The 21,523-nt window shown below is 55.1% G+C and carries 24 protein-coding genes and 1 tRNA gene; 24 read left to right on the forward strand and 1 reads right to left on the reverse strand.

Translation table 11 applies throughout. The features are described 5' to 3' along the window. The first annotated feature begins 161 nt into the window (after nt 1-161). The 18 genes from GSUB_RS07640 to GSUB_RS07725 all read left to right on the forward strand — a co-directional run bounded on the left by GSUB_RS07640 (nt 162) and on the right by GSUB_RS07725 (nt 14,698). Nucleotides 162-707, forward strand: a complete 546-nt coding sequence (locus tag GSUB_RS07640) for a YceD family protein (RefSeq protein ID WP_040202257.1) — start codon at nt 162-164, stop codon at nt 705-707. 73 nt (nt 708-780) lie between these two features. Further along, nucleotides 781-963 (forward strand): 50S ribosomal protein L32, encoded by a 183-nt coding sequence (gene rpmF / locus GSUB_RS07645; RefSeq protein WP_040200061.1) that lies wholly within the window; start codon nt 781-783, stop codon nt 961-963. Between the two features lie 45 nt (nt 964-1,008). Next, nucleotides 1,009-2,046: a phosphate acyltransferase PlsX gene (plsX, locus tag GSUB_RS07650; protein ID WP_052465066.1), complete on the forward strand. Its 1,038-nt coding sequence runs from the start codon at nt 1,009-1,011 to the stop codon at nt 2,044-2,046. A gap of 102 nt (nt 2,047-2,148) precedes the next feature. Then, nucleotides 2,149-3,129 carry a beta-ketoacyl-ACP synthase III gene (locus GSUB_RS07655; protein ID WP_040200062.1) on the forward strand — a complete coding sequence of 327 codons (981 nt, stop codon included), beginning with the start codon at nt 2,149-2,151 and terminating at the stop codon, nt 3,127-3,129. Nucleotides 3,130-3,164: 35 nt separating this feature from the next. Then, nucleotides 3,165-4,082 (forward strand): ACP S-malonyltransferase, encoded by a 918-nt coding sequence (gene fabD, locus GSUB_RS07660; RefSeq protein WP_040200065.1) that lies wholly within the window; start codon nt 3,165-3,167, stop codon nt 4,080-4,082. A gap of 22 nt (nt 4,083-4,104) precedes the next feature. Continuing rightward, nucleotides 4,105-4,842, forward strand: coding sequence for a 3-oxoacyl-[acyl-carrier-protein] reductase (gene fabG, locus GSUB_RS07665; RefSeq protein WP_040200067.1), 738 nt, complete (start codon nt 4,105-4,107; stop codon nt 4,840-4,842). 67 nt (nt 4,843-4,909) lie between these two features. Further along, a complete protein-coding gene (gene acpP, locus GSUB_RS07670; RefSeq protein ID WP_040200068.1) occupies nt 4,910-5,143 on the forward strand; it encodes an acyl carrier protein in 234 nt (77 codons plus the stop codon). A gap of 124 nt (nt 5,144-5,267) precedes the next feature. Beyond that, entirely contained in the window at nt 5,268-6,500 is a 1,233-nt protein-coding gene (fabF, locus tag GSUB_RS07675) for a beta-ketoacyl-ACP synthase II (RefSeq protein ID WP_040200069.1), read from the forward strand. A 20-nt stretch (nt 6,501-6,520) separates the two neighbouring features. Next, nucleotides 6,521-6,988, forward strand: coding sequence for a ribose 5-phosphate isomerase B (rpiB, locus tag GSUB_RS07680; protein ID WP_040200070.1), 468 nt, complete (start codon nt 6,521-6,523; stop codon nt 6,986-6,988). A 72-nt stretch (nt 6,989-7,060) separates the two neighbouring features. Next, entirely contained in the window at nt 7,061-8,311 is a 1,251-nt protein-coding gene (gene glyA, locus GSUB_RS07685; RefSeq protein WP_040200072.1) for a serine hydroxymethyltransferase, read from the forward strand. Between the two features lie 12 nt (nt 8,312-8,323). After that, complete coding sequence (locus GSUB_RS07690) at nt 8,324-8,800, forward strand: deoxycytidylate deaminase (protein ID WP_040200074.1); 477 nt, start codon at nt 8,324-8,326, stop codon at nt 8,798-8,800. Further along, on the forward strand, nt 8,797-9,267 hold the full coding sequence (gene nrdR, locus GSUB_RS07695) for a transcriptional regulator NrdR (RefSeq protein WP_040200075.1): 471 nt from the start codon (nt 8,797-8,799) through the stop codon (nt 9,265-9,267). The genes GSUB_RS07690 and nrdR overlap by 4 nt, the downstream gene beginning before the upstream one ends. Nucleotides 9,268-9,348: 81 nt before the next feature. Beyond that, on the forward strand, nt 9,349-10,464 hold the full coding sequence (gene ribD, locus GSUB_RS07700; RefSeq protein ID WP_040200077.1) for a bifunctional diaminohydroxyphosphoribosylaminopyrimidine deaminase/5-amino-6-(5-phosphoribosylamino)uracil reductase RibD: 1,116 nt from the start codon (nt 9,349-9,351) through the stop codon (nt 10,462-10,464). Then, on the forward strand, nt 10,445-11,095 hold the full coding sequence (locus GSUB_RS07705) for a riboflavin synthase (protein ID WP_040200078.1): 651 nt from the start codon (nt 10,445-10,447) through the stop codon (nt 11,093-11,095). Before ribD ends, GSUB_RS07705 begins: the two co-directional genes overlap by 20 nt. A 33-nt stretch (nt 11,096-11,128) precedes the next feature. Next, the gene (locus GSUB_RS07710; protein ID WP_040200079.1) at nt 11,129-12,334 is read left to right on the forward strand and encodes a bifunctional 3,4-dihydroxy-2-butanone-4-phosphate synthase/GTP cyclohydrolase II; all 1,206 of its coding nucleotides are present in this window, start codon (nt 11,129-11,131) and stop codon (nt 12,332-12,334) included. A 31-nt stretch (nt 12,335-12,365) separates the two neighbouring features. Beyond that, entirely contained in the window at nt 12,366-12,830 is a 465-nt protein-coding gene (gene ribH / locus GSUB_RS07715) for a 6,7-dimethyl-8-ribityllumazine synthase (RefSeq protein WP_040200080.1), read from the forward strand. A 3-nt stretch (nt 12,831-12,833) separates the two neighbouring features. Then, nucleotides 12,834-13,364: a transcription antitermination factor NusB gene (nusB, locus tag GSUB_RS07720; RefSeq protein WP_084211852.1), complete on the forward strand. Its 531-nt coding sequence runs from the start codon at nt 12,834-12,836 to the stop codon at nt 13,362-13,364. 23 nt (nt 13,365-13,387) lie between these two features. Next, nucleotides 13,388-14,698: a homoserine dehydrogenase gene (locus GSUB_RS07725; RefSeq protein ID WP_040200081.1), complete on the forward strand. Its 1,311-nt coding sequence runs from the start codon at nt 13,388-13,390 to the stop codon at nt 14,696-14,698. A gap of 120 nt (nt 14,699-14,818) precedes the next feature. On the opposite strand, the gene GSUB_RS07730 is transcribed toward GSUB_RS07725, so the two are convergent. Continuing rightward, nucleotides 14,819-16,750, reverse strand: a complete 1,932-nt coding sequence (locus tag GSUB_RS07730) for an AMP-dependent synthetase/ligase (RefSeq protein ID WP_084211854.1) — start codon at nt 16,748-16,750, stop codon at nt 14,819-14,821. A 154-nt stretch (nt 16,751-16,904) separates the two neighbouring features. Here GSUB_RS07730 and GSUB_RS07735 point away from each other — a divergent pair. The 6 genes from GSUB_RS07735 (at nt 16,905) to pheS (ending at nt 21,498) form a co-directional block, all read left to right on the forward strand. After that, nucleotides 16,905-16,979 (forward strand) — tRNA-Val (locus GSUB_RS07735). A 73-nt stretch (nt 16,980-17,052) separates the two neighbouring features. Then, complete coding sequence (thrS, locus tag GSUB_RS07740) at nt 17,053-18,969, forward strand: threonine--tRNA ligase (protein ID WP_040200082.1); 1,917 nt, start codon at nt 17,053-17,055, stop codon at nt 18,967-18,969. A gap of 76 nt (nt 18,970-19,045) precedes the next feature. Beyond that, on the forward strand, nt 19,046-19,567 hold the full coding sequence (infC, locus tag GSUB_RS07745) for a translation initiation factor IF-3 (RefSeq protein ID WP_040200083.1): 522 nt from the start codon (nt 19,046-19,048) through the stop codon (nt 19,565-19,567). 74 nt (nt 19,568-19,641) lie between these two features. Beyond that, nucleotides 19,642-19,839 carry a 50S ribosomal protein L35 gene (gene rpmI / locus GSUB_RS07750; protein WP_040200084.1) on the forward strand — a complete coding sequence of 66 codons (198 nt, stop codon included), beginning with the start codon at nt 19,642-19,644 and terminating at the stop codon, nt 19,837-19,839. Nucleotides 19,840-19,952: 113 nt separating this feature from the next. After that, the gene (gene rplT / locus GSUB_RS07755) at nt 19,953-20,309 is read left to right on the forward strand and encodes a 50S ribosomal protein L20 (RefSeq protein ID WP_040200086.1); all 357 of its coding nucleotides are present in this window, start codon (nt 19,953-19,955) and stop codon (nt 20,307-20,309) included. A 172-nt stretch (nt 20,310-20,481) separates the two neighbouring features. Next, complete coding sequence (pheS, locus tag GSUB_RS07760; protein WP_040200087.1) at nt 20,482-21,498, forward strand: phenylalanine--tRNA ligase subunit alpha; 1,017 nt, start codon at nt 20,482-20,484, stop codon at nt 21,496-21,498. The last annotated feature ends 25 nt before the right edge of the window (nt 21,499-21,523 follow it).

Genomic DNA, 21,523 nt, shown 5'->3' on the forward strand with positions numbered 1-21,523 from the left:
GTGTTTTCTCTGCATTTCCCCCAATTATCCCTTGCAAAACGACTTCATAATGGGCTAATACAAGACGTCCCCGTTGCCCTGCGGATCCTGAGGCATTTATCCTTGACAAAAGGAGGGGTGTCTTTATACTAACCGTTTTCGAGTTTATGGATGGGGGAGTATTGCGTCTTCAGGCAGAGAAGTTAAAAGACGAGGAGCTCGCCCTCGACGTCGCGGAGAAGGCTGAAGAATTTCCTGCCCTGCACGAGCTTCAGGAACAGGGACAGTGCCGCTTCACCCGGGATATATCGGGTCGCCTGCGGGCCTTCAGGGCAGGTGACTATGTTGAGGTTCAGGGGACTGTCGCCACCAGCGTCATTTTTGCCTGCAGCCGGTGTCTGGAGGATGTGGAAATCCTTCTCGAGGTTGAGGTTGACCTGACCTTCGTTCCTCACAGCGAAGATGAGGACCGGGAAGAGGAGGAAGAGGTCGAGCTTGAGGCCGAAGACCTCGGCTTGATCTCCTACCATGATGACGAAATAGACCTGCACCATGCGTTGCAGGAGCAGGTGGTCATGGCGTTGCCCCTGCGGCCTCTGTGCAAAGAAGAATGCAAGGGGCTGTGCCCACGCTGCGGCGCCAATCGTAATGTCGAGGACTGTGATTGTGCCGCCCCGATCATGAATAGCAAGTTTGCGGCATTGAAAGATTTTAAAGTCGACCGTTAAGTGAAGCTCTCTCTCGCGCCGCTTTTTCACCACGAGCCACACCTAAGTAAAAAATATCAGGAGATGATTAACCATGGCTGTACCCAAGAAAAAAACCTCTAAGTCCAAAAGAGATATGCGCCGTTCCCATGATGCTCTGAGTGCCCCTGGGGTCAGTGTCTGCCCCCAGTGCAAGGAGCCCAAGCAGCCCCATCGGGTGTGCGGCACCTGCGGCACCTACAAGGGGCGGGAGATCGTTCCCACGGAAGAAATTTAAGGGGGCGGGTGGTTGAAAAATCACAGTATCGTCGCCGTTGATGCCATGGGGGGAGATTCCGCCCCCGCAGTCGAGGTCGAGGGAGCGGTTGCTGCTGCCCGGCAGTGGGGGATCGGCGTGATTCTGGTGGGTGATTCGGAGAGAATCGCCGCCGAGTTGAAAAAGCACGATACCTCAGGGCTTGATCTGAACGTCGTGCACGCCAGTCAGGTTGTCGGCATGCACGACAGCGCCTCCGACGCGGTTCGCAAGAAAAAGGATTCCTCCATTCGGGTCGCTTTCCGCCTCGTCAAGGAGGGGGAAGCACAGGCTGTGGTCAGTGCCGGCAATTCCGGTGCGACGATGGCTGCCGGCATGTTCGTTCTCAAGCGGGTCAAGGGAATCGACCGACCTGCCATCGCCACCATCATGCCGAACCTCAAAGGACAGACCCTGATCCTCGATGTCGGTGGCAATGTAGATTGCAAGCCCGCGCATCTTGCACAGTTTGCTGCGATGGGTGAGGTTTATGCCCGCCATGTCATGGGGAAGGTCGATCCACGGGTGGGGTTGCTTTCCAACGGCGAAGAAGAGAAGAAGGGCACCGAGCTGACACGCAGAACACACTTGTTGCTCAAGAACTCAGGCTTCAATTACGGCGGCTACGTTGAGGGGCGCGATATCTTCAACGGTTCGGTCGATGTGGTTGTGTGTGATGGGTTTGTCGGAAACGTGGTCTTGAAGGTTTCCGAAGGGATCGCGGATGCCATGACTAAAATGCTGCGGGCCGAATTCGGCGAGCGTCTGCTGGCTCGCATCGGCTATCTTCTGGCGCGTCCGGCTTTCAAGGCGTTCAAGAAAAAGGTCGATTATGCCGAAGTCGGCGGCGCTCCTCTGCTGGGAATCGAAGGCGTCGGAATGATCTGCCACGGTGGGTCAACTTCTATCGCCATCAAGAACGCCATTCGCATGGCTCATGACTTCGCCGCTCAGGATCTGAATCGAAAACTGACCCAGCATCTTGAAAAAATAGGTGATGTGCCGGAGGAACAACAGGCCCTGGATGCCTATGGAGAGCCAACCTCCCGTACTGTCGAAGCCTGAGAGTGAAATCTCTTAACAGCCCTTTTCATGTTTTAATGCGGTGTTAACCCCATTCAGATTGAAAAGGGTTCTGTTCAATCAGCCATCACACGGGAGTTCCAGGTGAAAAAAGCGCGAATAATCGGAACGGGATCTTACGCCCCTGACTCGATCCTGACCAATCAGGATCTGGAAAAGAGGATTGACACCACCAACGAATGGATTATCAGCCGCACCGGAATTAAACAGCGTCGTATTGCTGCCCCTGAACAATGCACTTCGGATCTGGCCTCCGAGGCAGCTCGCAGAGCTCTTGATATGGCCGGAGTCAAAGCCGAAGAGCTTGATTTTATCGTCATGGGGACCATCACAGGTGACTATCCCTGGCCGGCAACTGCCTGCCTGGTGCAGAAGAAAATCGGAGCGACCAATGCCTTCGCCTATGACCTTTCTGCGGCTTGCAGCGGATTTGTCTTCGCCTTGGATGCCGCTGCTAAGCAGATCGCGACCGGATCCGCCCAAAAAGTACTGGTGATCGGGGCTGAAATTCTCAGCCGCATCATTGATTGGGAAGATCGCAATACCTGTGTATTGTTTGGTGACGGTGCCGGTGCGGTCGTTCTTGAGGCGACCGAGGGCGATCACGGGGTTCTTTCGACTCATCTGCATTCCGATGGCAATTATTGGGAATTGCTCTACCAGGCCGGGTTCGGTTCCAAGCACAGCGCTTCCGCGGCCGGAATCGACGAACGACTGCCCTTTTTGAAAATGCAGGGCAACGATGTGTTTAAGGTTGCGGTACGCATGCTGACAGAGGTCGCTCATGAAGCCCTTGACCACAATGGCATGACTTCTTCCGATGTTAATCTCTTTATCCCCCACCAGGCCAACCGGCGAATTCTTGAAGCCGTTGCCAAGCGCCTTAAATTCAGTGACGACCAGGTCTATATCAACGTCGATTTCTTCGGCAATACTTCAGGCGCCTCCATTCCTCTCGCACTGGACGAGGCCAATCGCGCTGGACGCATTCAGAGTGGAGACATTCTGCTGTTCGATGCTTTCGGCGGCGGATTTACCTGGGGCTCGGCCCTGGTTCGCTGGTAGTTTTTTCCTACAGGATTTGACCGGAGATTTGTTCAATGCTCGCTTTTGTTTTTCCCGGACAGGGTTCGCAGTTTGCCGGTATGGGAAATGACCTTGCTCGTAATTTTCCCGTGGCGCGACAGGTTTTTGAGGAAGCTGATGAAGCTTTGGGGTTCTCTCTTTCACGTCTCTGTTTTGAAGGGCCCGAAGATGATTTGAAGTTGACTCAAAACACGCAACCCGCCATTCTTACTGTCAGCATTGCCGCGCTGCGGGTTTTGCAGCAGGAAAGTGACTTTGTTCCGGATTTCGTTGCGGGCCATTCCCTTGGTGAGTATTCTGCCCTGGTTTGCGCCGGTAGCCTGCAGTTTGCCGATGCCGTTCGCACGGTGCGCAGTCGGGGCGAGTTCATGCAGCAGGCTGTTCCTGTCGGCGCCGGCGGCATGGCAGCGATTATTGGCCTTGACTCAGTTGAGGTCGAAAAGGTATGCGTTGAAGCAGCTCAGGGTGAGGTTGTCTCTCCTGCTAATTTCAACGGCCCGGGGCAGGTTGTCATCGCAGGTCATGTCTCCGCAGTCGAAAGAGCATGTACGCTTGCTAAAGAAAAGGGAGCAAAAAGGGCTCTACCGCTTCCCGTCAGTGCACCCTTTCATTGTCCTCTCATGGTGCCTGCGGGCGAAAAACTTGCGGAGGTCCTTGAATCAATCAGCATTTCCGCACCTCAGGTTCCCGTCGTGACCAACGTTGAGGCGCAGCCCAACAATGATGCTGTGCGGGTTGGAGATCTTCTTGTACAGCAGGTCAGCGAGCCCGTTCGTTGGCAGGAGTCGGTGCAGTATATGGCAGATCAGGCCGTTGATCGATTCATCGAAATCGGTCCAGGCAAGGTTCTTTCCGGTCTGATCAAGCGCATCGCCAAGAAAAGTGAAATCGGCAATGTTGAAGATTGTGCCAGCCTGCAGAAACTGATCTGACCATTACCGTAGGGAGAATCGCGTGTTTAAGGATAAGGTGGTTGTCGTCACAGGGGCTTCTCGCGGGATCGGTCGCGAAATCGCACTTAAATTTGCTGATCAGGGAGCCTGCGTGGTTCTTTCAGCGCGTGGTGAGCAATCCGTTGCCGAGTTGGCCGAAGATATCAACCGTCGTGGCGGTCACGCGTTGCCCGTTAAGGGCGATGTTGCCAATGGCGCCGACGTCGATCATCTTTTTGCACAGGCAATCGAAACCTATGGACGGGTCGATGTTCTCGTCAATAATGCCGGCATTACCCGAGACGGGCTCCTGGTCCGCATGAAGGACGAGGATTGGGATGCGGTTCTCGATACCAACCTTAAGGGTGCTTTTCTCTGCACCCGGGCGGCCGCGAAGTTGATGAGCAAGCAGAAGTACGGCCGCATCGTTAACATCTCCTCCGTGGTGGGGGAAATGGGCAATGCCGGCCAGGCCAACTACTGCGCCAGCAAAGCCGGCCTGATTGGGCTGACCAAATCTGTCGCCCGCGAGTTGGCCCGCCGCAACGTGACGGTTAATGCCATTACGCCCGGTTTTATTGAAACGGAAATGACTGAGGTGCTGCCGCAAAAAACCCGTGAAAGTCTGCAGGCGCAGATTCCTATGGGGACTTTTGGCAAACCTTCCGATATTGCACAAGCCGTACTTTTTCTCAGTTCCGATGCTGCAGCATACATTACCGGGCAGGTGCTCGGCGTCAATGGCGGCATGTACATGTAACAGCAACCCGAAAAGCGGTCATAATGATCGCCTGATACTTACTTAAAAGACCAAGGAGGTGAAGCAGATGGCTTCTATCGACGAACGAGTTAAGCAGATTGTGGCGGAACAGTTGGGTGTTGAGGAGGATCAGGTCACCACGGAAGCTTCTTTCATGGAAGATCTTGGCGCCGATTCCCTTGATACGGTTGAACTGGTTATGGCGTTGGAGGAAGAATTCGATATCGAAATTTCCGATGAGGACGCCGAAAAAATCCAGACTGTTCAGGACGCCGTCGATTATATCAACGAGCATTCCTGAGAGTTCAGGTAAGGGGAGGGGGGGGCAGAACTGCTCCCTCTTCCGCCTTCTGACCGCATTTGCAAGTATCTCTCTTGTTGCGCAATAAGCAATAAAGTCTTTCATCCGGAGGACTCCCACAACCATGCGTAGAGTCGTTGTAACCGGGATCGGTACAGTTTCACCCCTGGGCACGGGTACGGAAAAGAATTTTGAAGCACTGTCCGAAGGACGTTCTGGCATCGATACGATCACACGTTTCGATGCCTCTGATCTACCTTCGCAGATTGCTGGTGAAGTCCGTGATTTCAATGCAGAGGATTACATTGAAAAAAAAGAGATCAAGAAAATGGATCTCTTTATCCAGTATGCATTGGGTGCGGCGGACATGGCCCTGAATGATTCGGGGTTTGAGATCAACGAACAGAATGCCGAGAAGGTCGGTGTTCTCGTGGGGGCCGGCCTGGGCGGTCTGCCGGCCATCGAGAAATACCACGAAGCCATGCTCAATGGCGGCTATCGGAAGATTTCACCGTTTTTCATCCCCATGCTGATCATCAATCTCGCTCCGGGCCACATTTCCATCCGTTACGGTGCCAAGGGGCCTAATGTCTCTTCTGTCTCAGCCTGCGCGACCGGTACTCATTCCATCGGCGATGCCTATCACATGATCGCCCGTGGCGATGCCGATGCCATGTTCGCCGGCGGAACCGAGTCTACCATCACGCCCCTGGGAATCGCCGGCTTCAGTGTCATGAAGGCCCTTTCAACCCGTAATGATGATCCGACAGCTGCGAGCCGTCCTTTCGATAAGGGCCGCGACGGTTTCGTCATGGCTGAAGGGGCAGGTATCCTTTTTCTTGAAGAGTACGAAAGTGCCCGCCGTCGCGGTGCGAAAATCTATGGCGAAGTTGCCGGCTATGGCCTTACGGGCGATGCTCACCATCTGACCGCCCCCGCACCGGGTGGCGAAGGCGCTGCGCGCTGCATGAAGATGGCGCTGAATAATGCCGGCGTATCCACGGAGCAGGTCGATTATATCAATGCTCACGGCACTTCAACTCCCTTTAATGATTTGTACGAGACGATGGCGATCAAGTCGGTATTTGGGGACCATGCCCGTAAGGTTATGATCAGTTCCACCAAGAGCATGACCGGTCATACGCTGGGAGCTGCTGGAGGCCTTGAAGCGGCTTATTGTCTTCTCGCCATGGAAAGAGGCCTTGTTCCGCCGACCATCAATTACCAGGAGCCTGACCCTGAGTGCGATCTTGACTATGTTCCCAATGAAGCGCGGCAGGCGAAGGTCGATTTCGCCTTGAGCAATTCTTTTGGTTTCGGCGGGACCAATGCCAGCCTGCTGTTTCGCAAAGTCTGAGGACACGGGGAGAAGAATCAATGATTGCAATCGGAAGTGACCACGGTGGTCTTGCTCTCAAAGAGGCCGTCATTGATCTGCTGCGCCGCCGCGGTCTTGAAGTGACCGATATTGGTACCAACAACCTTGATTCGGTTGACTATCCTGATTTCGGCGAAAAGGTGGCGCGCATGGTTTCCAGCGGCGAGGCCGAAAACGGAATTCTTATCTGCGGCACCGGGATTGGCATGTCCATCGTCGCCAATAAGTTTCCCCGGGTTCGTGCAGCCCTGGTGACCGATGAGTTTATGGCGCAAATGGCCCGGGAACACAACAACGCCAATATCCTGGTTCTCGGAGGTCGTGTGGTCGACCCTGACCTGGCTTGTCGTATGACGACCGCCTGGCTCGATGCCTCGTTCGAGGGGGGGCGGCATCAAAATCGCCTCGATAAGATCTCGCGAATCGAACGCGAAATCGCTGCGCCCGACACTGTCGGCACAAACTGAAAAAAGGATTCTTCGGGCGGGCACTTTGCCTGCCCGTTGTTTTTCCAAGTCTATCTCTAGCGGAGCAGATTAATGTCTCAAAATCTTAATCAGTTTGATCCCGAGATCGCACAGTCGATTCAGGCCGAAACCAGACGCCAGGAGTTCAGCCTGGAACTGATTGCCTCCGAGAACTTTGTCAGTGAACGTGTTCTTGAGGCTCAAGGCTCGGTCCTGACCAATAAATATGCTGAAGGCTATCCCGGCAAACGTTACTATGGTGGCTGCGAATTCGTGGATCAGGCTGAGCAGCTTGCCATCGATCGTGCCTGCGCGTTGTTTGGTGCTGAACATGCCAATGTCCAGGCCCACTCCGGCTCCCAGGCCAATATGGCGGTTTATTTTGAGGTTTGCCAACCGGGCGATACGGTCCTTGGTATGAACCTCGCCCACGGAGGACACCTGACTCACGGTTCTCCTGTCAATTTTTCCGGCAAATTGTTCAACATCGTGCCCTACGGGGTACGACAGGACACCGCCACCATCGATTATGACGAAGTGGCCTCTCTGGCCCGCGAGCATCGCCCGAAGTTGATTGTCGTCGGGGCCAGTGCCTATCCGCGCATCATTGATTTCGAAGCCTTTCGAGCCATTGCCGATGAAGTCGGAGCAATGGTGATGGTGGATATGGCTCACATTGCTGGCCTGGTGGCCGCCGGGGAGCATCCCAATCCCGTCCCCCATGCTGAATTCGTGACCAGTACGACTCACAAGACGCTGCGTGGACCTCGTGGGGGAATGATCCTGTGTCGGGAAGAATTCGCCAAGAAGCTCAACAGCAATATTTTCCCTGGTATTCAGGGCGGTCCCCTGATGCACGCCATTGCCGCCAAAGCTGTGGCCTTCAAGGAAGCCCAGACTGACGAATTCAAAGCCTACGCGGCACAGGTCGTCAAAAACGCCAAGGCTCTGGCGGATGCTTTGTCGGAGCGCAATTTCAACCTTGTTTCCGGCGGCACCGACAATCATCTGATGCTGCTTGACTTTACCGGTACTGAATTGACCGGCAAGGTGGCGGAAGCCACCCTGGAGCAGGCCGGAATCACGGTAAACAAGAACGCCGTGCCTTTTGACACCCGTTCTCCCTTTGTGACCAGCGGCGTGCGGATCGGAACCCCCGCGACCACGACTCGCGGTTTCAAAGAAGCGGAAATGGTCCAGATTGCCGATTGGATCCGGAGGGCCCTGGATAATATCGACAATGAGCAGCAGTTAAAATCCATCCGTAATGAAGTCGAGGACCTTTGCCGACAATTTCCTCTCTACGCCCACCGACTCGACTGAGAAGGGCCACTGATGGAAAGACCTTCCTGGACTCAGTACTTCATGGACATCACCCGCCTGGTGGCGAAGCGCTCAACCTGCCTTCGCCGCCAGGTCGGCGCTGTCATCGTCAAGGATAAAAATATTCTTGCGACGGGCTACAACGGCACGCCCTCCGGGATCACCCATTGTTCCCAGACCGGGTGTCTGCGCCAGAAAATGCAGGTCCCGTCGGGGGAACGTCATGAGCTGTGCCGCGGTCTCCATGCTGAGCAGAATGCCATCATTCAGGCGGCCAAGCACGGCGTCAACATTGCCGGTGGAACCCTCTTCTGCACCAACACCCCCTGTATTATCTGCAGTAAAATGATTATCAATGCCGGCCTGTCCCGCGTTGTTTTTGACGATGGTTATCCCGACCGGCTTTCTCTCGAGATGCTGGCCGAAGCGGGAATCAAAACCCTGCGGTTTGCCGATCTTCAGGAAGATGATGGAGTGTTCGGCCCGTGAAGTGCCCTTATTGTGGATTCAATGATACCCGGGTGATTGATTCGCGCCTGGGGAAGGAAGGCAACAACATACGTCGTCGCCGTGAATGCGTTCAGTGCGAACGTCGCTTTACGACTTACGAGCGTGTGGAAGAGGTATTGCCTCTTGTTATAAAAAAAGACGGCCGGCGCGAGCCCTTCGATCGCGCCAAAATCATCGCGGGGATTCAAAGAGCCTGCGAAAAGCGCCCTGTTTCTATCGATACCATCGAAAAATTCGTTGATCGCCTCGAGCTTGAGCTTCAGGAAACCGGTGAAAAGGAATTTCCTTCCGCGCGCATTGGCGAAATGGTGATGAATGCCCTGCATCGGATCGATGAAGTGGCTTATGTGCGATTCGCCTCGGTTTACCGGCAATTCAAGGATATCAATGAATTCATGTCTGAGCTCAAAGATCTCCTGGCTCACGGCGGTCGAATTCCCGACTGATTTTTATAACCACTCCGGTCTTGATCTCGTGTTTGTTTTTCGCGTACCCTTCAATGCGTACAATCATGCGGGGTACCTCTCATGACGCACAATCCTGAATTTTTCATGCACCGCGCCCTGGAACTTGCGCGCAGAGGGGAGGGGCGCACCCGGCCGAACCCCCCCGTGGGTGCCGTGATCGTTCGCGAGGGGCACATCGTCGGTGAAGGTTTTCACCCGCGTGCCGGTGAACCCCATGCGGAAATCTTCGCTTTGCGTGACGCCGGCCAGGCTGCAAAAGGCGCTGATCTTTACGTCACCCTCGAGCCCTGCTCACATCAGGGGCGCACCGGGCCCTGTGCCGATGCGGTGATCGCCGCGGGCATCAGGCGGGTGTTTATCGGGTGCCGGGATCCCAACCCCCGGGTGGCGGGTAACGGAATCAGACGGCTGCAGGCCGCAGGGCTTGATGTGGTTACCGGTGTGCTCGAACCTGACTGCCTCTGGCTGATTGGTCCGTTTGCCTGCCATGTTAAAACCGGGCGTCCCCTGGTCATGCTCAAATCCGCCATGACGCTCGACGGCAAAACCGCCACCGCTATCGGCGACAGCCAGTGGATCAGCAATGCACAGAGCCGAACCTTCGTACATAAGGTGCGCAACCGAATCGATGCGGTCATGGTCGGGATCGGAACCGTTCTTCGGGACGATCCCAGCCTCAATACCCGCTTGCCGGAGGGCGGCCGCGATGCGGTGCGTGTCGTTGTGGACAGTCAACTGCGCATCGCCGAACATGCGCGGGTGCTGACTCTCGATTCCTCAGCGCCCACGGTCATCGCCACCACGGAAAAAGCTTCCTACGGCAAGATCAGAAGGCTGCGCGATCTCGGTGCGCGTATTCTGGTCCTGCCTTCAAGTAATCAGCGTGTCGATCCCGGTGCCCTGTTGACTGCCCTCGGGGAGATGGATCTGCAAAGCGTCATGCTTGAGGGAGGCGCCGTTCTCAGCGGGGAACTATTGCGTGCCCGCCTGATCGATCGAGTGATGATCTTTGTCGCACCCCGGCTCATCGGCGGAGATGACGGAAAGGGAATCTTCGCCGGGCCCGGCGTGGTCAGCCTTGGCGACGCACCAACGGTGCGAAATCTTCGCTGGCGCCATTTCGGCGATGATATTCTGTGTGAAGGAGAGATCGAGTATGTTCACGGGGCTGGTTGAAACAGTCGGGACCCTACGTCAACTCCACAGGAGCAGTGATTCCTGCCGCCTGACAGTCGACAGCGATTTACCCGTGGATGAGCTGACCCTGGGAGAGAGCATCAGTGTCAACGGCATCTGTCTGACCGTGGTTGATTTCGGTGCCGGCTTCTTCACCGCAGACCTGTCGCCTGAAACCCTGCGGCGTTCGACCTTTGAGCATCTTGCGCGCGGCAGCCGGCTCAACCTTGAACGCGCTCTACGACTTGGCGACCGATTGGGAGGACACATTGTCACAGGTCACATCGATGGACAGGGACGTGTGACTCGCATCGAGAAAGCCTCCAATGCGTATTTTTTCCGCATCGATGCCGCCCCGGAACTGCTGCGCTATATTGTCGCCAAGGGATCAGTGGCACTCGACGGCATCAGCCTGACCGTCAACGAGGTCGATTCGTCAGGGTTTTCGCTGGCCATCATTCCCCACACCCTTGACCGTACCAATCTGCACGCTTTGCGAGTCGGGGATTCAGTCAACCTGGAAACCGATATCCTCGGAAAATATGTGGCTCGCCTGCTGGGCGGGTCAATTCCGGATTCCGGCAAAAGCCGCATAAATCTTGAATTTCTTGCCAATAATGGCTATCTGTGACATAGTTTTTCGTTCTAGAAGGAAGGCACGCTCATGCCCACAGCTAAAATCGAAGAAGCACTTGAAGACATCCGCAACGGTAAAATGGTCATCCTGGTCGATGATGAGGATCGCGAGAATGAGGGTGACCTGACCATGGCCGCCGAGATGGTGACCCCCGAAGCCATCAACTTCATGGCCCGTGAAGGGCGGGGGCTGATCTGCCTTTCCATGACGGAAGATCGCGCCGATCAGCTTGAACTGCCGCTTATGGTACAGGACAATACCTCGTCGTTCAACACGGCTTTTACCGTTTCCATCGAAGCCCGCCAGGGGGTGACCACCGGAATTTCCGCGGCGGATCGCGCCCAGACCATTCGTGTCGCCATCGACGATGCCACCAAGCCGATCGATCTTGCACGTCCCGGTCACATCTTCCCCCTGCGCGCCAAAAAGGGTGGAGTGCTGGTGCGGGCCGGACAGACGGAAGGCTCCGTGGATCTCGCCCGGTTGGCGGGATTGAGACCCGCCGGAGTGATCTGCGAAATCATGAATGACGACGGCACCATGTCGCGCATGCCTGATCTTCGCAAGTTTGCTAAAAAGCATGATCTCAAGATTGTCACCATTGCCGATCTTGTCGCCTATCGCATGTGCAAGGAAATGTTGGTGCGCCGGGCTGCCGAAACGGTAATTCCGACCCCTTACGGTGGCGAGTTCAAAGCCATTGTCTATGAAAACGACGTCGATCAGGCCCATCACATCGCGTTGTATAAAGGGGAAATCTCTCCGGAAAGTCCCGTGTTGGTTCGAGTCCACTCCGAATGTCTGACTGGTGACGTATTCCATTCGCTGCGCTGTGATTGCGGTGATCAGCTTCACAGCGCCATGGAGAAAATCAACCAGGAAGGTGCCGGGGTTGTTCTTTATATGCGCCAGGAAGGTCGCGGCATCGGCCTGATCAATAAACTCAAGGCTTACGCTTTGCAGGATCGCGGCCATGACACGGTGGAGGCCAATGAGGTCCTCGGATTCAAGGCCGATCTACGCGATTATGGGATCGGTGCGCAGATTCTGATTGATCTCGGTGTGCGCAAAATTCGACTGATGACCAATAATCCCAAGAAAATCATCGGGCTTGAAGGTTACGGCCTCGAAATTGTTGAACGTGTCCCTATTGAGGTGGAAGCCAACCGCTCCAATCTCAAATATCTCAAGACCAAGCGCGAAAAAATGGGGCATCTGCTGGAAAATATCTGAATTTTCGGGTAACTGTTCAAGGAGAAGGTTCATGGGAAATACAATAGAAGGGCGCCTTGATGCCTCCGGACTTAAAATCGGTCTGATCGTCAGCCGCTTCAATAGCTTTATTACCGACCGTCTGGTCGAAGGGGCACAGGATGCCCTGGTGCGCCATGGGGCTGCCGAACAGGATATCGATATTATCCGCGCTCCCGGGGCGTTCGAGATCCCGCTGGTTGCCAAAAAAGCTGCTGCTGCCGGTCGTTACGACGCCCTGATCTGCCTGGGAGCCGTGATTCGCGGGTCTACCCCACACTTCGACTATGTCAGTGCCGAGGTGTCCAAAGGGGTTGCTCATGTTGGTCTTGATGCAGGGCTTCCCGTTATTTTCGGGGTCCTGACGACCGATACCATCGAGCAGGCTATCGAGCGTGCCGGAACCAAGGCCGGCAACAAAGGCTTTGAGGCGGCGATGAGTGCTATTGAAATGGCCGATCTTCTGAAGAAACTGTAAATCATGGTTTGTGCTGCTGATACCCAAAATACCCCGGATCAGAATTCCCGGCCCCCTCGACGGACTACGGACAAGCGCGGCGCGCGGCGTGTCGCGCGCGAGCTGGCGCTCAAAGTGCTCTTCGATTTTCAGCGGGGGGCTGATGTTCGCCAGGTTCTGGATCAGTTCTGGGCCAACTTTCGTTTTGCCGAGGATGAACTGGGTGAGCCCCTTGAAGAGGCATCGCTGCCGGTTCCGTTTGAGATCCAATCTTTTGCTGAAAGCCTGGTGACGGGAGTTTTCTCCAAACTGGATCGCATCGATGAGATCCTCAAGCAGTACTCCGCCAACTGGACTCTCGAGCGTATGGCTCGCGTCGATCGGGCGATCTTGCGCATCGGCATTTATGAACTGCTTTACTGCCCACAGGTGCCCGCCAGTGTCGTGATCAATGAAGCGATAGAGATCGCAAAGCGTTTCGGCAGCAAAGAGACCCCGGGATTTGTCAACGGGATTCTCGACCAGGTGGCCCGCTTGCGTGAAACGTCTTCGTAAAGGTTTAAAAGGAGTTAGTTGTAATGAAAGAGATTAATGTTGGATTGATCGGTTTCGGTACCATCGGGACCGGTGTCGTTCATATTTTTCAGCAAAACGCCGATGTCATGGAACAGCGCCTCGGCGCACGCCTGAATCTGAAGAAAATAGCCGATCTCGATGTGATCACAGACCGTGGCGTTACCCTTGATCCGTCAATTCTGACCACCGATGCCAACGAGATTCTGCACGACCCCGAGATCGATATGGTCATCGAACTGGTCGGCGGATATGAACCCGCGCGCACTTTCGTGATGGAAGCCATCAGCCAGGGCAAGCACATTATTACCGCCAACAAAGCCCTGCTCGCGCTGCACGGAGATGAAATCCTCGCCGCGTCTGAGGAGAAAGGCGTCAGTGTGATGTTCGAGGCGGCAGTGGCCGGCGGCATCCCCGTCATTTCTCCCATCAAGGAGAATCTGTGCGCCAATCGTTTCCGCACGGTGCTCGGCATTCTCAACGGAACCTGCAACTATATCCTGACCCGCATGAGTCAGGAAGGCGATGATTTCGCCGATGTTCTTAAGGATGCGCAGGAAGCCGGCTTTGCCGAGGCAGATCCAACCTTCGATATCGAGGGCGTGGACACGGCCCACAAGCTGGCCATTCTCACCTCTCTTTGCTTCGGGACCAAGGTTGACTTCGACAGCATCTACACCGAGGGTATTTCCCGCCTGAGCAGTCTCGACCTCCAGTTCGCGCGCCAGTTTGGCTATGAAATCAAACTTCTGGCGATCGGTAAGATCGGCTATGGCAAGGTCGAGGCACGCGTGCATCCGACAATGATTCCCATCAGCCACCCTCTGGCCGAGGTGCATGGTGTTTTCAATGCCGTACGGCTGCTCGGAGATTTTGTCGGGCCTGTCATGCTGCACGGGCAGGGCGCAGGTATGGAGCCTACCGCCAGTGCCGTGATGGGCGATGTCATGTCCGTCGCACGCGATATCCTCCATGGCAGCCCTCTGCGCACCCCGGCCATGGGCTGCTCGCAGAAGAATTTTGAGGATCTGCCGGTGCGGCCGATGGAGGAACTGATCAGCCAGTATTATCTTCGTTTCGGCGCCCTGGACCGCCCCGGCGTACTGGCCCAGATTTCCGGAATCCTCGGCAACCACGATATCAGCATCTCATCCATGATCCAGCCCGACCGTCAGATCGGCGGCACGGTCTCCATCGTGATCATGACCCATGAAGCACCGGAAGCCAACATTCGCGCCGCCCTTGCAGAGATCGACGAGCTTGAGGTCATGCGCGAGAAGAGCCTGTTCATCCGCATCGAGAACGACCTCGGGTAACGGCCCTGCTGTTCTGGAAAAGTCCCTGTCCAGCAGGGACTGCGAATCTTGCAAAAAAAGGCGCCCTCTTCCATGGTGAAGGGGCGCCTTTTTTCTTGTGGTTGCCGGTATTGCCGTTGGTTATGACGATTTGTTCTTGTTTCTGTTTTTGCGCTCGTGCTTGTTTTTCTCCCAAGTCCCGAAAGAGGAGGCAGGGATTTCGGCCTCAACGGCGAAGCGTTTAATCTTGCGGGTGGTTGTTTTAGGCAGCTCTTCTTCGCGCAGGGTGAATTTTCTCACCCGCTTGAAGTCCGCCAGGCGCCGGCAGGCTTTGACCACCTCCTCGCGGATGATGGCTTCGACGTCCTTTTCGTTCAGTGGGAAGCTGTCCGTTTCATGGGCATGAGCGTCAAGGTTTTCCTGGTCAGGAACGATGATGGCATGCACATCTTCGGCTGAAGGTGAAATTTTGTGTCCGTAGACCATCGCTTCGGCGATGAACGGGCTCTTGGTCAGTTCGTTTTCCACTTCTTCCGGATAGACGTTTTTACCGTTGGGGGTAACGATCAGGTTTTTAACCCGTCCGCGGATCGACAGATAGCCTTCCTCATCGATACTTCCCAGGTCCCCGGTGTGATACCATCCATCGGTCAGAACCTCCTGGGTGGCACGCTCGTTGTTGTAGTAGCCCTGCATGACATTGGAGCCTTTGACCCATATCTCTCCAACCCCTTCCTTGTTCGGCGATTCGATGCGGACTTCGACCCCGGGCAGGGGGAGGCCGACTGTGCCGAGCTTCTGATGTCCCGGTCGTTCTGCCGCTACAATGGGGGAGGTTTCGGTAATGCCGTATCCCTGGTAGATGTCGACGCCGAGCTGCGCCATGCCGGCAGCTGTGTCCGGATCGAGCGCTGCCCCGCCACTGACGAAAATCGTACCGTCACCCAGCAGGCGGCGAACCTTTTTTGCGACAATGGAGCGGGTAGGGGAAAACCGGAACAGCAGGCGGGAAACCGATTTGTCGTTGATTTCTTTGAGAATGCGGGCGTGAAGTTTTTCAAACACCGCTGGAACGCCAAGCAAAAATGTCGGTTTGACCTCTGCCAGATTGCTGCCGAGTTTTTTAAGGCTTTCGGCAAAAGAGACCGTGCCGCCGACAGAGAGCGGCAGAAGAATTCCGCACACCAGCTCATAAACATGATTGATGGGCAGAAAGGAGAGGGTGCGCATATCCTCATTGAGGGCAAAGATGCTTCTTGCCGCCTGTATGTTGGAGGTGACGTTGGCGTGGCTGAGGATCGCTCCCTTGGAACGCCCGGTCGTGCCTGAGGTATAAAGAATCATGGCGGGATCATCCGCCTTGCGCAACGATTCGGTGCAAAGGTCATCGTGCATGAATTCAGACAGGGCAATGGTCTTCGACGACAGACCACGATCGGATTTACCGATGCGAGGCAAAAGGGACTTTTTGCGTCCTTTGCGTTGCCGGCCGGCCTGCTCCGCACCGGGAAGGCCTTCTTCGATTTTGCGCAGCAACTCCTGCAGTTCCTCGGTGTCTTTCTCCTCGATTTCGTAACGTTGGGCCAGGTCCGAGAGGGTGCGAACCAGGGCATCGAGATCCTCCTGGATTTCGAGCCGGTCGCTTTCGATTCTGGATTGGTGGCGGTCCGCTCGCAGGTAGATAATGTGCTCAAGGTCAGCAAGGGCCGGCAGCAGTTCTTCCAGGGGGTCGTTGAAGGCAGGCTCGGCAAACAGCACCCGGGCCCGGCAGTCTGTCAGAACATGCCTGATTTCGGTGGTTTTGAGTTCCTTGTCGACGGGGACGACAACTCCGCCGGCTTTGAGAATGCCGAGATAAGCGCTGATCCAGTAGCTTGACGGGGGGGCCAGGATAGCGGCAGGGGCTCCCGCTTCAAACCCTGTGGCCAACAGGCCGGCGCCAATACGTTCGGACTGATCTGCGAGCTGCTCATAGGATGTTTCAATCCAGGCGCCGTCCTGCTTTTCGCGCAGGGCTATTTTCCCCGCAAGCCGCTTGCAGGTCTGTTCGATCAGTTGGTCGATGGTTTCCAAAAAAAAGCTCCCAATGACGGTGTTTTAAAAATGTGCTATGTTAATGGTTCCGGCGTTTTTGGATCAAGGAAAAAGGTGTTAAATTGATTCATCGTTTAAAAGTGCTTGACACCACAGAATCAGTTTTGATACAAGTTACCGGCATTGCGGCTGTAGGCACGTAGCTCAGTGGGAGAGCACTACCTTGACACGGTAGGGGTCGGCGGTTCAATCCCGCCCGTGCCTACCATTTTAACCCAATACAACCGCACACTGACGCTTGAGGCATCTTCGGATGCCTCTTTTCATTCGCGGAGAACGTCATGAGCATGGTTCAGGTCGAACTTCCGGACGGGTCCACGAAAGAAGTTCCCGAAGGCAGTTCCCCCAAAGATATCGCTTCCTCCATCGGCGAGCGCCTTGCGCGTCAGTCCGTGGCCGCCCGGGTCGACGGAAAGCTGGTCGATGTCACCTACCCCCTGCATCAGAATTGCCGTCTGGAATTGATCACCTTGAACAGCCCCGAAGGGTTGGAGGTCTATCGCCATTCGGCCGCCCACCTGATGGCCCATGCGGTTAAGGAACTCTACGGTGAAGAGGTTCAGGTCACCATCGGCCCGGCCATCGAAAACGGCTTCTACTACGACTTTTACAGCGATACTCATAAGTTCACACCGGAAGAGTTCGACAAGATCGAAGCGAAAATGGCAGAACTGGCGAAAATGGATCTGCCTGTCGAGCGTGAAGATATGAGCCGTCAGAGCGCGATCGAGCTTTTCCGTTCCATGGGTGAACAGTACAAGGTCCAGTTGATTGAGGATCTGCCTGAAGAAACGGTTTCGATTTACCGTCAGGGATCCTTTGTCGACCTCTGCCGTGGACCTCATCTGCCGTCGACCGGTTTTCTCAAGGCGTTCAAACTGACCAGCGTCGCAGGTGCCTATTGGCGCGGCGATGAGCGCAACGCCATGCTGCAGCGTGTCTATGCCACCGCTTTCCCAGACAAGAAGGAATTGCGCGCCTACTTGCACAAACTGGAAGAAGCGCGCAAGCGTGACCACCGTAAACTCGGAAAAGAACTTGACCTGTTCTCCTTCAGCGAGGAGGCCGGCGCCGGCCTCGTGATCTGGCACCCCAAGGGAGCCCTGCTGCGGACTCTGCTCGAGGACTTCGAGAAGCGCGAGCACCTCAAGCGCGGCTACGACATCGTCATGGGCCCACAGATCCTGCGTACCGACCTTTGGAAGACCTCGGGGCATTACGATAACTATCGCGAGAACATGTACTTTACCGAGGTGGAAGGGCAGAGTTACGGCATCAAGCCGATGAACTGCCTGTCTCACATGCTGATTTACCGATCCCACATTCGCTCCTATCGCGATCTGCCCCTGCGATTCTTTGAGCTTGGAACGGTTCATCGCCACGAAAAATCAGGTGTTTTGCACGGCTTGACCCGTGTCCGTGGTTTCACTCAGGACGATGCCCATATTCTCTGCACCCCTGAACAACTCGACGGTGAAATTAAAGGGGTCCTTGAGTTTGTGCGCGACGTCATGGGCAAGTTCGGCTTCGAATATGAACTCGAAATTTCAACCCGCCCTGAAAAGGCTATCGGCAGCGACCAGGACTGGGATCGTGCGACCAACGCCCTGATGAGTGCCTTGAAGGACACGGGGCTGCCGTTTGAAATCAACGAGGGTGACGGGGCTTTCTACGGGCCGAAGATCGACGTCAAGCTCAAGGATGCTCTTGACAGGCGATGGCAGTGTGCTACAATCCAGTGCGATTTTACCCTGCCAGATCGCTTTGACCTGACCTATGTCGGGCGCGACGGTGAAAAACATCGCCCCGTCATGGTGCATCGGGTTATTCTCGGTTCGATCGAGCGGTTCATCGGTGTGCTTATTGAGCACTATGCCGGTAATTTCCCGCTATGGCTCTCCCCGGTTCAGGCGGTTGTCGTCAATGTGACCGATAATCAGGCCGAATATGCCGAGGAGATTTTTCGCCGTTTGAGAGCCGAGGGCGTTCGAGTCAAAAAAGATCTGCGCAACGAGAAGCTCGGCTTCAAAATCCGCGAAGCGCAGCTTGAGAAAATCCCTTACATGCTGGTCATCGGCGATAAGGAAGTTGAGCAGGGAACGGTGTCTCCGCGGCATCGCTCCGGCCAGAACCTGGATTCCATGACGCCGGAGGATTTCGTCGCCTTTGTACGCCGTGAATGTATGGAATATCAGTAATTTTTCGGCATGCCTGAATTCTCAGGATGCGGGTGTGCTGATTAGTTGCGAATATCATTGAAAAGGAGGTCGCATCATAGCTAAGCAAGAAACCAACATCAACCGAGCCATTCGAGCCCGCGAAGTTCGGGTCATTGACGATGCATCCGAGCAGCTGGGTATCATGAGTCTGGCCGACGCCTTGGCCGCTGCTGAACAACAGGGTTTGGACCTGGTGGAAGTCTCCCCCAATGCCAACCCGCCCGTATGTCGCATTATGGACTACGGAAAATTTAAATATCAGCAAAGCAAAAAAGCCGCCGAGGCCAAGAAGAAGATGGCCCGCGTTGAGGTTAAAGAAGTCAAGATGCGGCCAAAGACCGAGGAACACGACTTTCAGACGAAAGTGCGCAATGCGCGCCGTTTCCTCGAAGATGGCAACAAGGTTAAATTGACCATTATGTTCCGGGGACGAGAAGTCACCCATCCCGAATTCGGGAAGGCGCTGCTTGAACGGGCCGCCACTGAGGTCAGCGACATCGGCCAGATTGAAGGCCGCCCCAATATGCAGGGGCGTTTCATGTCGGTCATTGTTGCACCCATTAAAAAAACTGTCTAGGAGATTGTCGGACTCAGTAGCTTCTCCCGAAGTCCGGCAGCCCCCCCTTAATTAGATCTGAAGGAGCAGCACTCATGCCCAAGATGAAAACCAACCGCGGCGCCGCGAAACGTTTCCGCAAGACCGGCACTGGAAAGATCCGTCGGGGCAAGGCGTTCAGAAGCCACATCCTGACCAAGAAAAGCACCAAGCGTAAGCGCAACCTGCGCTCTGCGACCATCATCAGTGGCCGCGACGAGAAGAATGTCAGTCGTCTGATCCCTTACCTTTAAGGGGGGATAAAAATCGGCTTTCTTAAATCCGCGAACTGAGGGGTTATTGTCTCCCCCTTCAGATCCGGTAGCGGCTGCGGCCGCTTATTTATTTTTTCAAGGAGTTTTACAAAATGCCGAGAGTCAAAAGAGGATTCAAAGCGAGACGCAGAAGAAACAAAGTCTTGAAGCTGGCTAAAGGGTACCGGGGCGCACGCTCTAAGTTGTTCCGCAGTGCGACCGAGGCCGTCGATCGTGCCCTGAACTATGCGTATCGTGACCGTCGTGTCCGCAAGCGGGATTTCCGTGCCTTGTGGATTGCGCGTATCAACGCAGCTTCCCGCGAGAACGGCCTGTCTTACAGTCGTCTGATCCATGGCCTGAAAAAGGCCGAGGTCGGACTTGACCGCAAGATTCTTGCTCAGCTCGCGGTGGAGGATCCCAAGGGATTTTCCGGGGTGGTCGAAAAGGCTAAAGCCCAGCTTCAGTAAAAGGTGTTTGGCCGTAAAAAAAGAGATGGGGGCGACCTCATCTCTTTTTTTACGTTCCGGCCTGATTCTGAGCCGGATAGGCCGGAGGTTGCTGGTCGGACGACCAGGCAGCCTTTCCGGTCAACTTCATCCTGGTGACAAACACCGTTGTTGCATGAAATGAGGATTGGTCATGAAGGATAAATTGAGGCAGATTGCGGAACAGGGACGCGAAGCATTGGCTGCTGCCGGCAGTGAAGCCGAACTGCAGCAGGCCAAGGCGCGTTTTCTCGGCAAAAAAGGCGAATTGACCTCTCTGATGAAGGGGATCGGCTCTGTGCCTCCGGAAGAGCGCCCTGCCATCGGAACCCTGTTGAATACCTATAAGGACGAGCTTGAAGAACTGTTCCAGCAGCGGCTCAACCAGGTCAGGGACGCCGATATCAAGGCTCGGCTCGAACGGGAGAAAGTCGATGTGACCCTTCCCGGGAGGCAGCGCTTTACCGGCAGCAAACATCCCATTACCCTGGTGACCGAAGAGATCTGTTCCATTTTTGCTTCGCTCGGCTTCGGTGTTGCTGAAGGGCCCGAGGTCGAGATGGATTTTTATAACTTCGAGGCTCTTAATTTTCCCAAGGATCACCCTGCTCGGGACATGCAGGATACCTTTTTCGTCTCTGACGATGTCTTGCTGCGGACCCATACCTCCCCGGTGCAGGTACGGACCATGCTGCGCCACTCGCCGCCGGTGCGTATTATTGCTCCAGGGACCGTTTACCGCCGCGATTCCGACATTACCCACAGTCCCATGTTCCACCAGGTCGAAGGTTTTCTGGTCGATCATCACGTCACCTTCGGAGACCTTAAAGGTATCCTGACCGCCTTTATCAACCAGTTTTTCGGGGATGATATCGGTGTGCGCTTCCGGCCTTCTTTTTTCCCCTTCACGGAACCCTCCGCCGAGGTCGATATTCAGTGCGTGATCTGCAAAGGGCAGGGGTGCCGCGTCTGCAAGGGCAGCGGCTGGCTCGAAATTCTCGGAAGCGGCATGATCGATCCAGAAGTATTCAAGTCGGTCAACTACGACCCCGAGGTCTATTCTGGCTTTGCTTTCGGCATGGGTGTGGAAAGAATTGCCATGCTGAAATACGGAGTCAATGATCTGCGTCTGTTTTTCGAGAACGATGTGAGATTTCTCAAACAGTTCTAGGAATAACGGAAAAGCAGAGACTTAA

Source organism: Geoalkalibacter subterraneus (assembly GCF_000827125.1).
Classification (GTDB): Bacteria; Desulfobacterota; Desulfuromonadia; order Desulfuromonadales; family Geoalkalibacteraceae; genus Geoalkalibacter_A; species Geoalkalibacter_A subterraneus.

Excerpts from the sequence above, each read along its gene's own strand:
- rpmF (WP_040200061.1), top strand. The coding sequence starts at position 781 with ATGGCTGTACCCAAGAAAAAAACCTCTAAGTCCAAAAGAGATATGCGC.
- plsX (WP_052465066.1), top strand. The coding sequence starts at position 1,009 with ATGGGGGGAGATTCCGCCCCCGCAGTCGAGGTCGAGGGAGCGGTTGCT.
- fabD (WP_040200065.1), top strand. The coding sequence starts at position 3,165 with ATGCTCGCTTTTGTTTTTCCCGGACAGGGTTCGCAGTTTGCCGGTATG.
- acpP (WP_040200068.1), top strand. The coding sequence starts at position 4,910 with ATGGCTTCTATCGACGAACGAGTTAAGCAGATTGTGGCGGAACAGTTG.
- fabF (WP_040200069.1), top strand. The coding sequence starts at position 5,268 with ATGCGTAGAGTCGTTGTAACCGGGATCGGTACAGTTTCACCCCTGGGC.
- rpiB (WP_040200070.1), top strand. The coding sequence starts at position 6,521 with ATGATTGCAATCGGAAGTGACCACGGTGGTCTTGCTCTCAAAGAGGCC.
- glyA (WP_040200072.1), top strand. The coding sequence starts at position 7,061 with ATGTCTCAAAATCTTAATCAGTTTGATCCCGAGATCGCACAGTCGATT.
- GSUB_RS07690 (WP_040200074.1), top strand. The coding sequence starts at position 8,324 with ATGGAAAGACCTTCCTGGACTCAGTACTTCATGGACATCACCCGCCTG.
- ribD (WP_040200077.1), top strand. The coding sequence starts at position 9,349 with ATGACGCACAATCCTGAATTTTTCATGCACCGCGCCCTGGAACTTGCG.
- GSUB_RS07705 (WP_040200078.1), top strand. The coding sequence starts at position 10,445 with ATGTTCACGGGGCTGGTTGAAACAGTCGGGACCCTACGTCAACTCCAC.
- GSUB_RS07710 (WP_040200079.1), top strand. The coding sequence starts at position 11,129 with ATGCCCACAGCTAAAATCGAAGAAGCACTTGAAGACATCCGCAACGGT.
- ribH (WP_040200080.1), top strand. The coding sequence starts at position 12,366 with ATGGGAAATACAATAGAAGGGCGCCTTGATGCCTCCGGACTTAAAATC.
- nusB (WP_084211852.1), top strand. The coding sequence starts at position 12,834 with ATGGTTTGTGCTGCTGATACCCAAAATACCCCGGATCAGAATTCCCGG.
- GSUB_RS07725 (WP_040200081.1), top strand. The coding sequence starts at position 13,388 with ATGAAAGAGATTAATGTTGGATTGATCGGTTTCGGTACCATCGGGACC.
- thrS (WP_040200082.1), top strand. The coding sequence starts at position 17,053 with ATGAGCATGGTTCAGGTCGAACTTCCGGACGGGTCCACGAAAGAAGTT.
- rpmI (WP_040200084.1), top strand. The coding sequence starts at position 19,642 with ATGCCCAAGATGAAAACCAACCGCGGCGCCGCGAAACGTTTCCGCAAG.
- rplT (WP_040200086.1), top strand. The coding sequence starts at position 19,953 with ATGCCGAGAGTCAAAAGAGGATTCAAAGCGAGACGCAGAAGAAACAAA.
- pheS (WP_040200087.1), top strand. The coding sequence starts at position 20,482 with ATGAAGGATAAATTGAGGCAGATTGCGGAACAGGGACGCGAAGCATTG.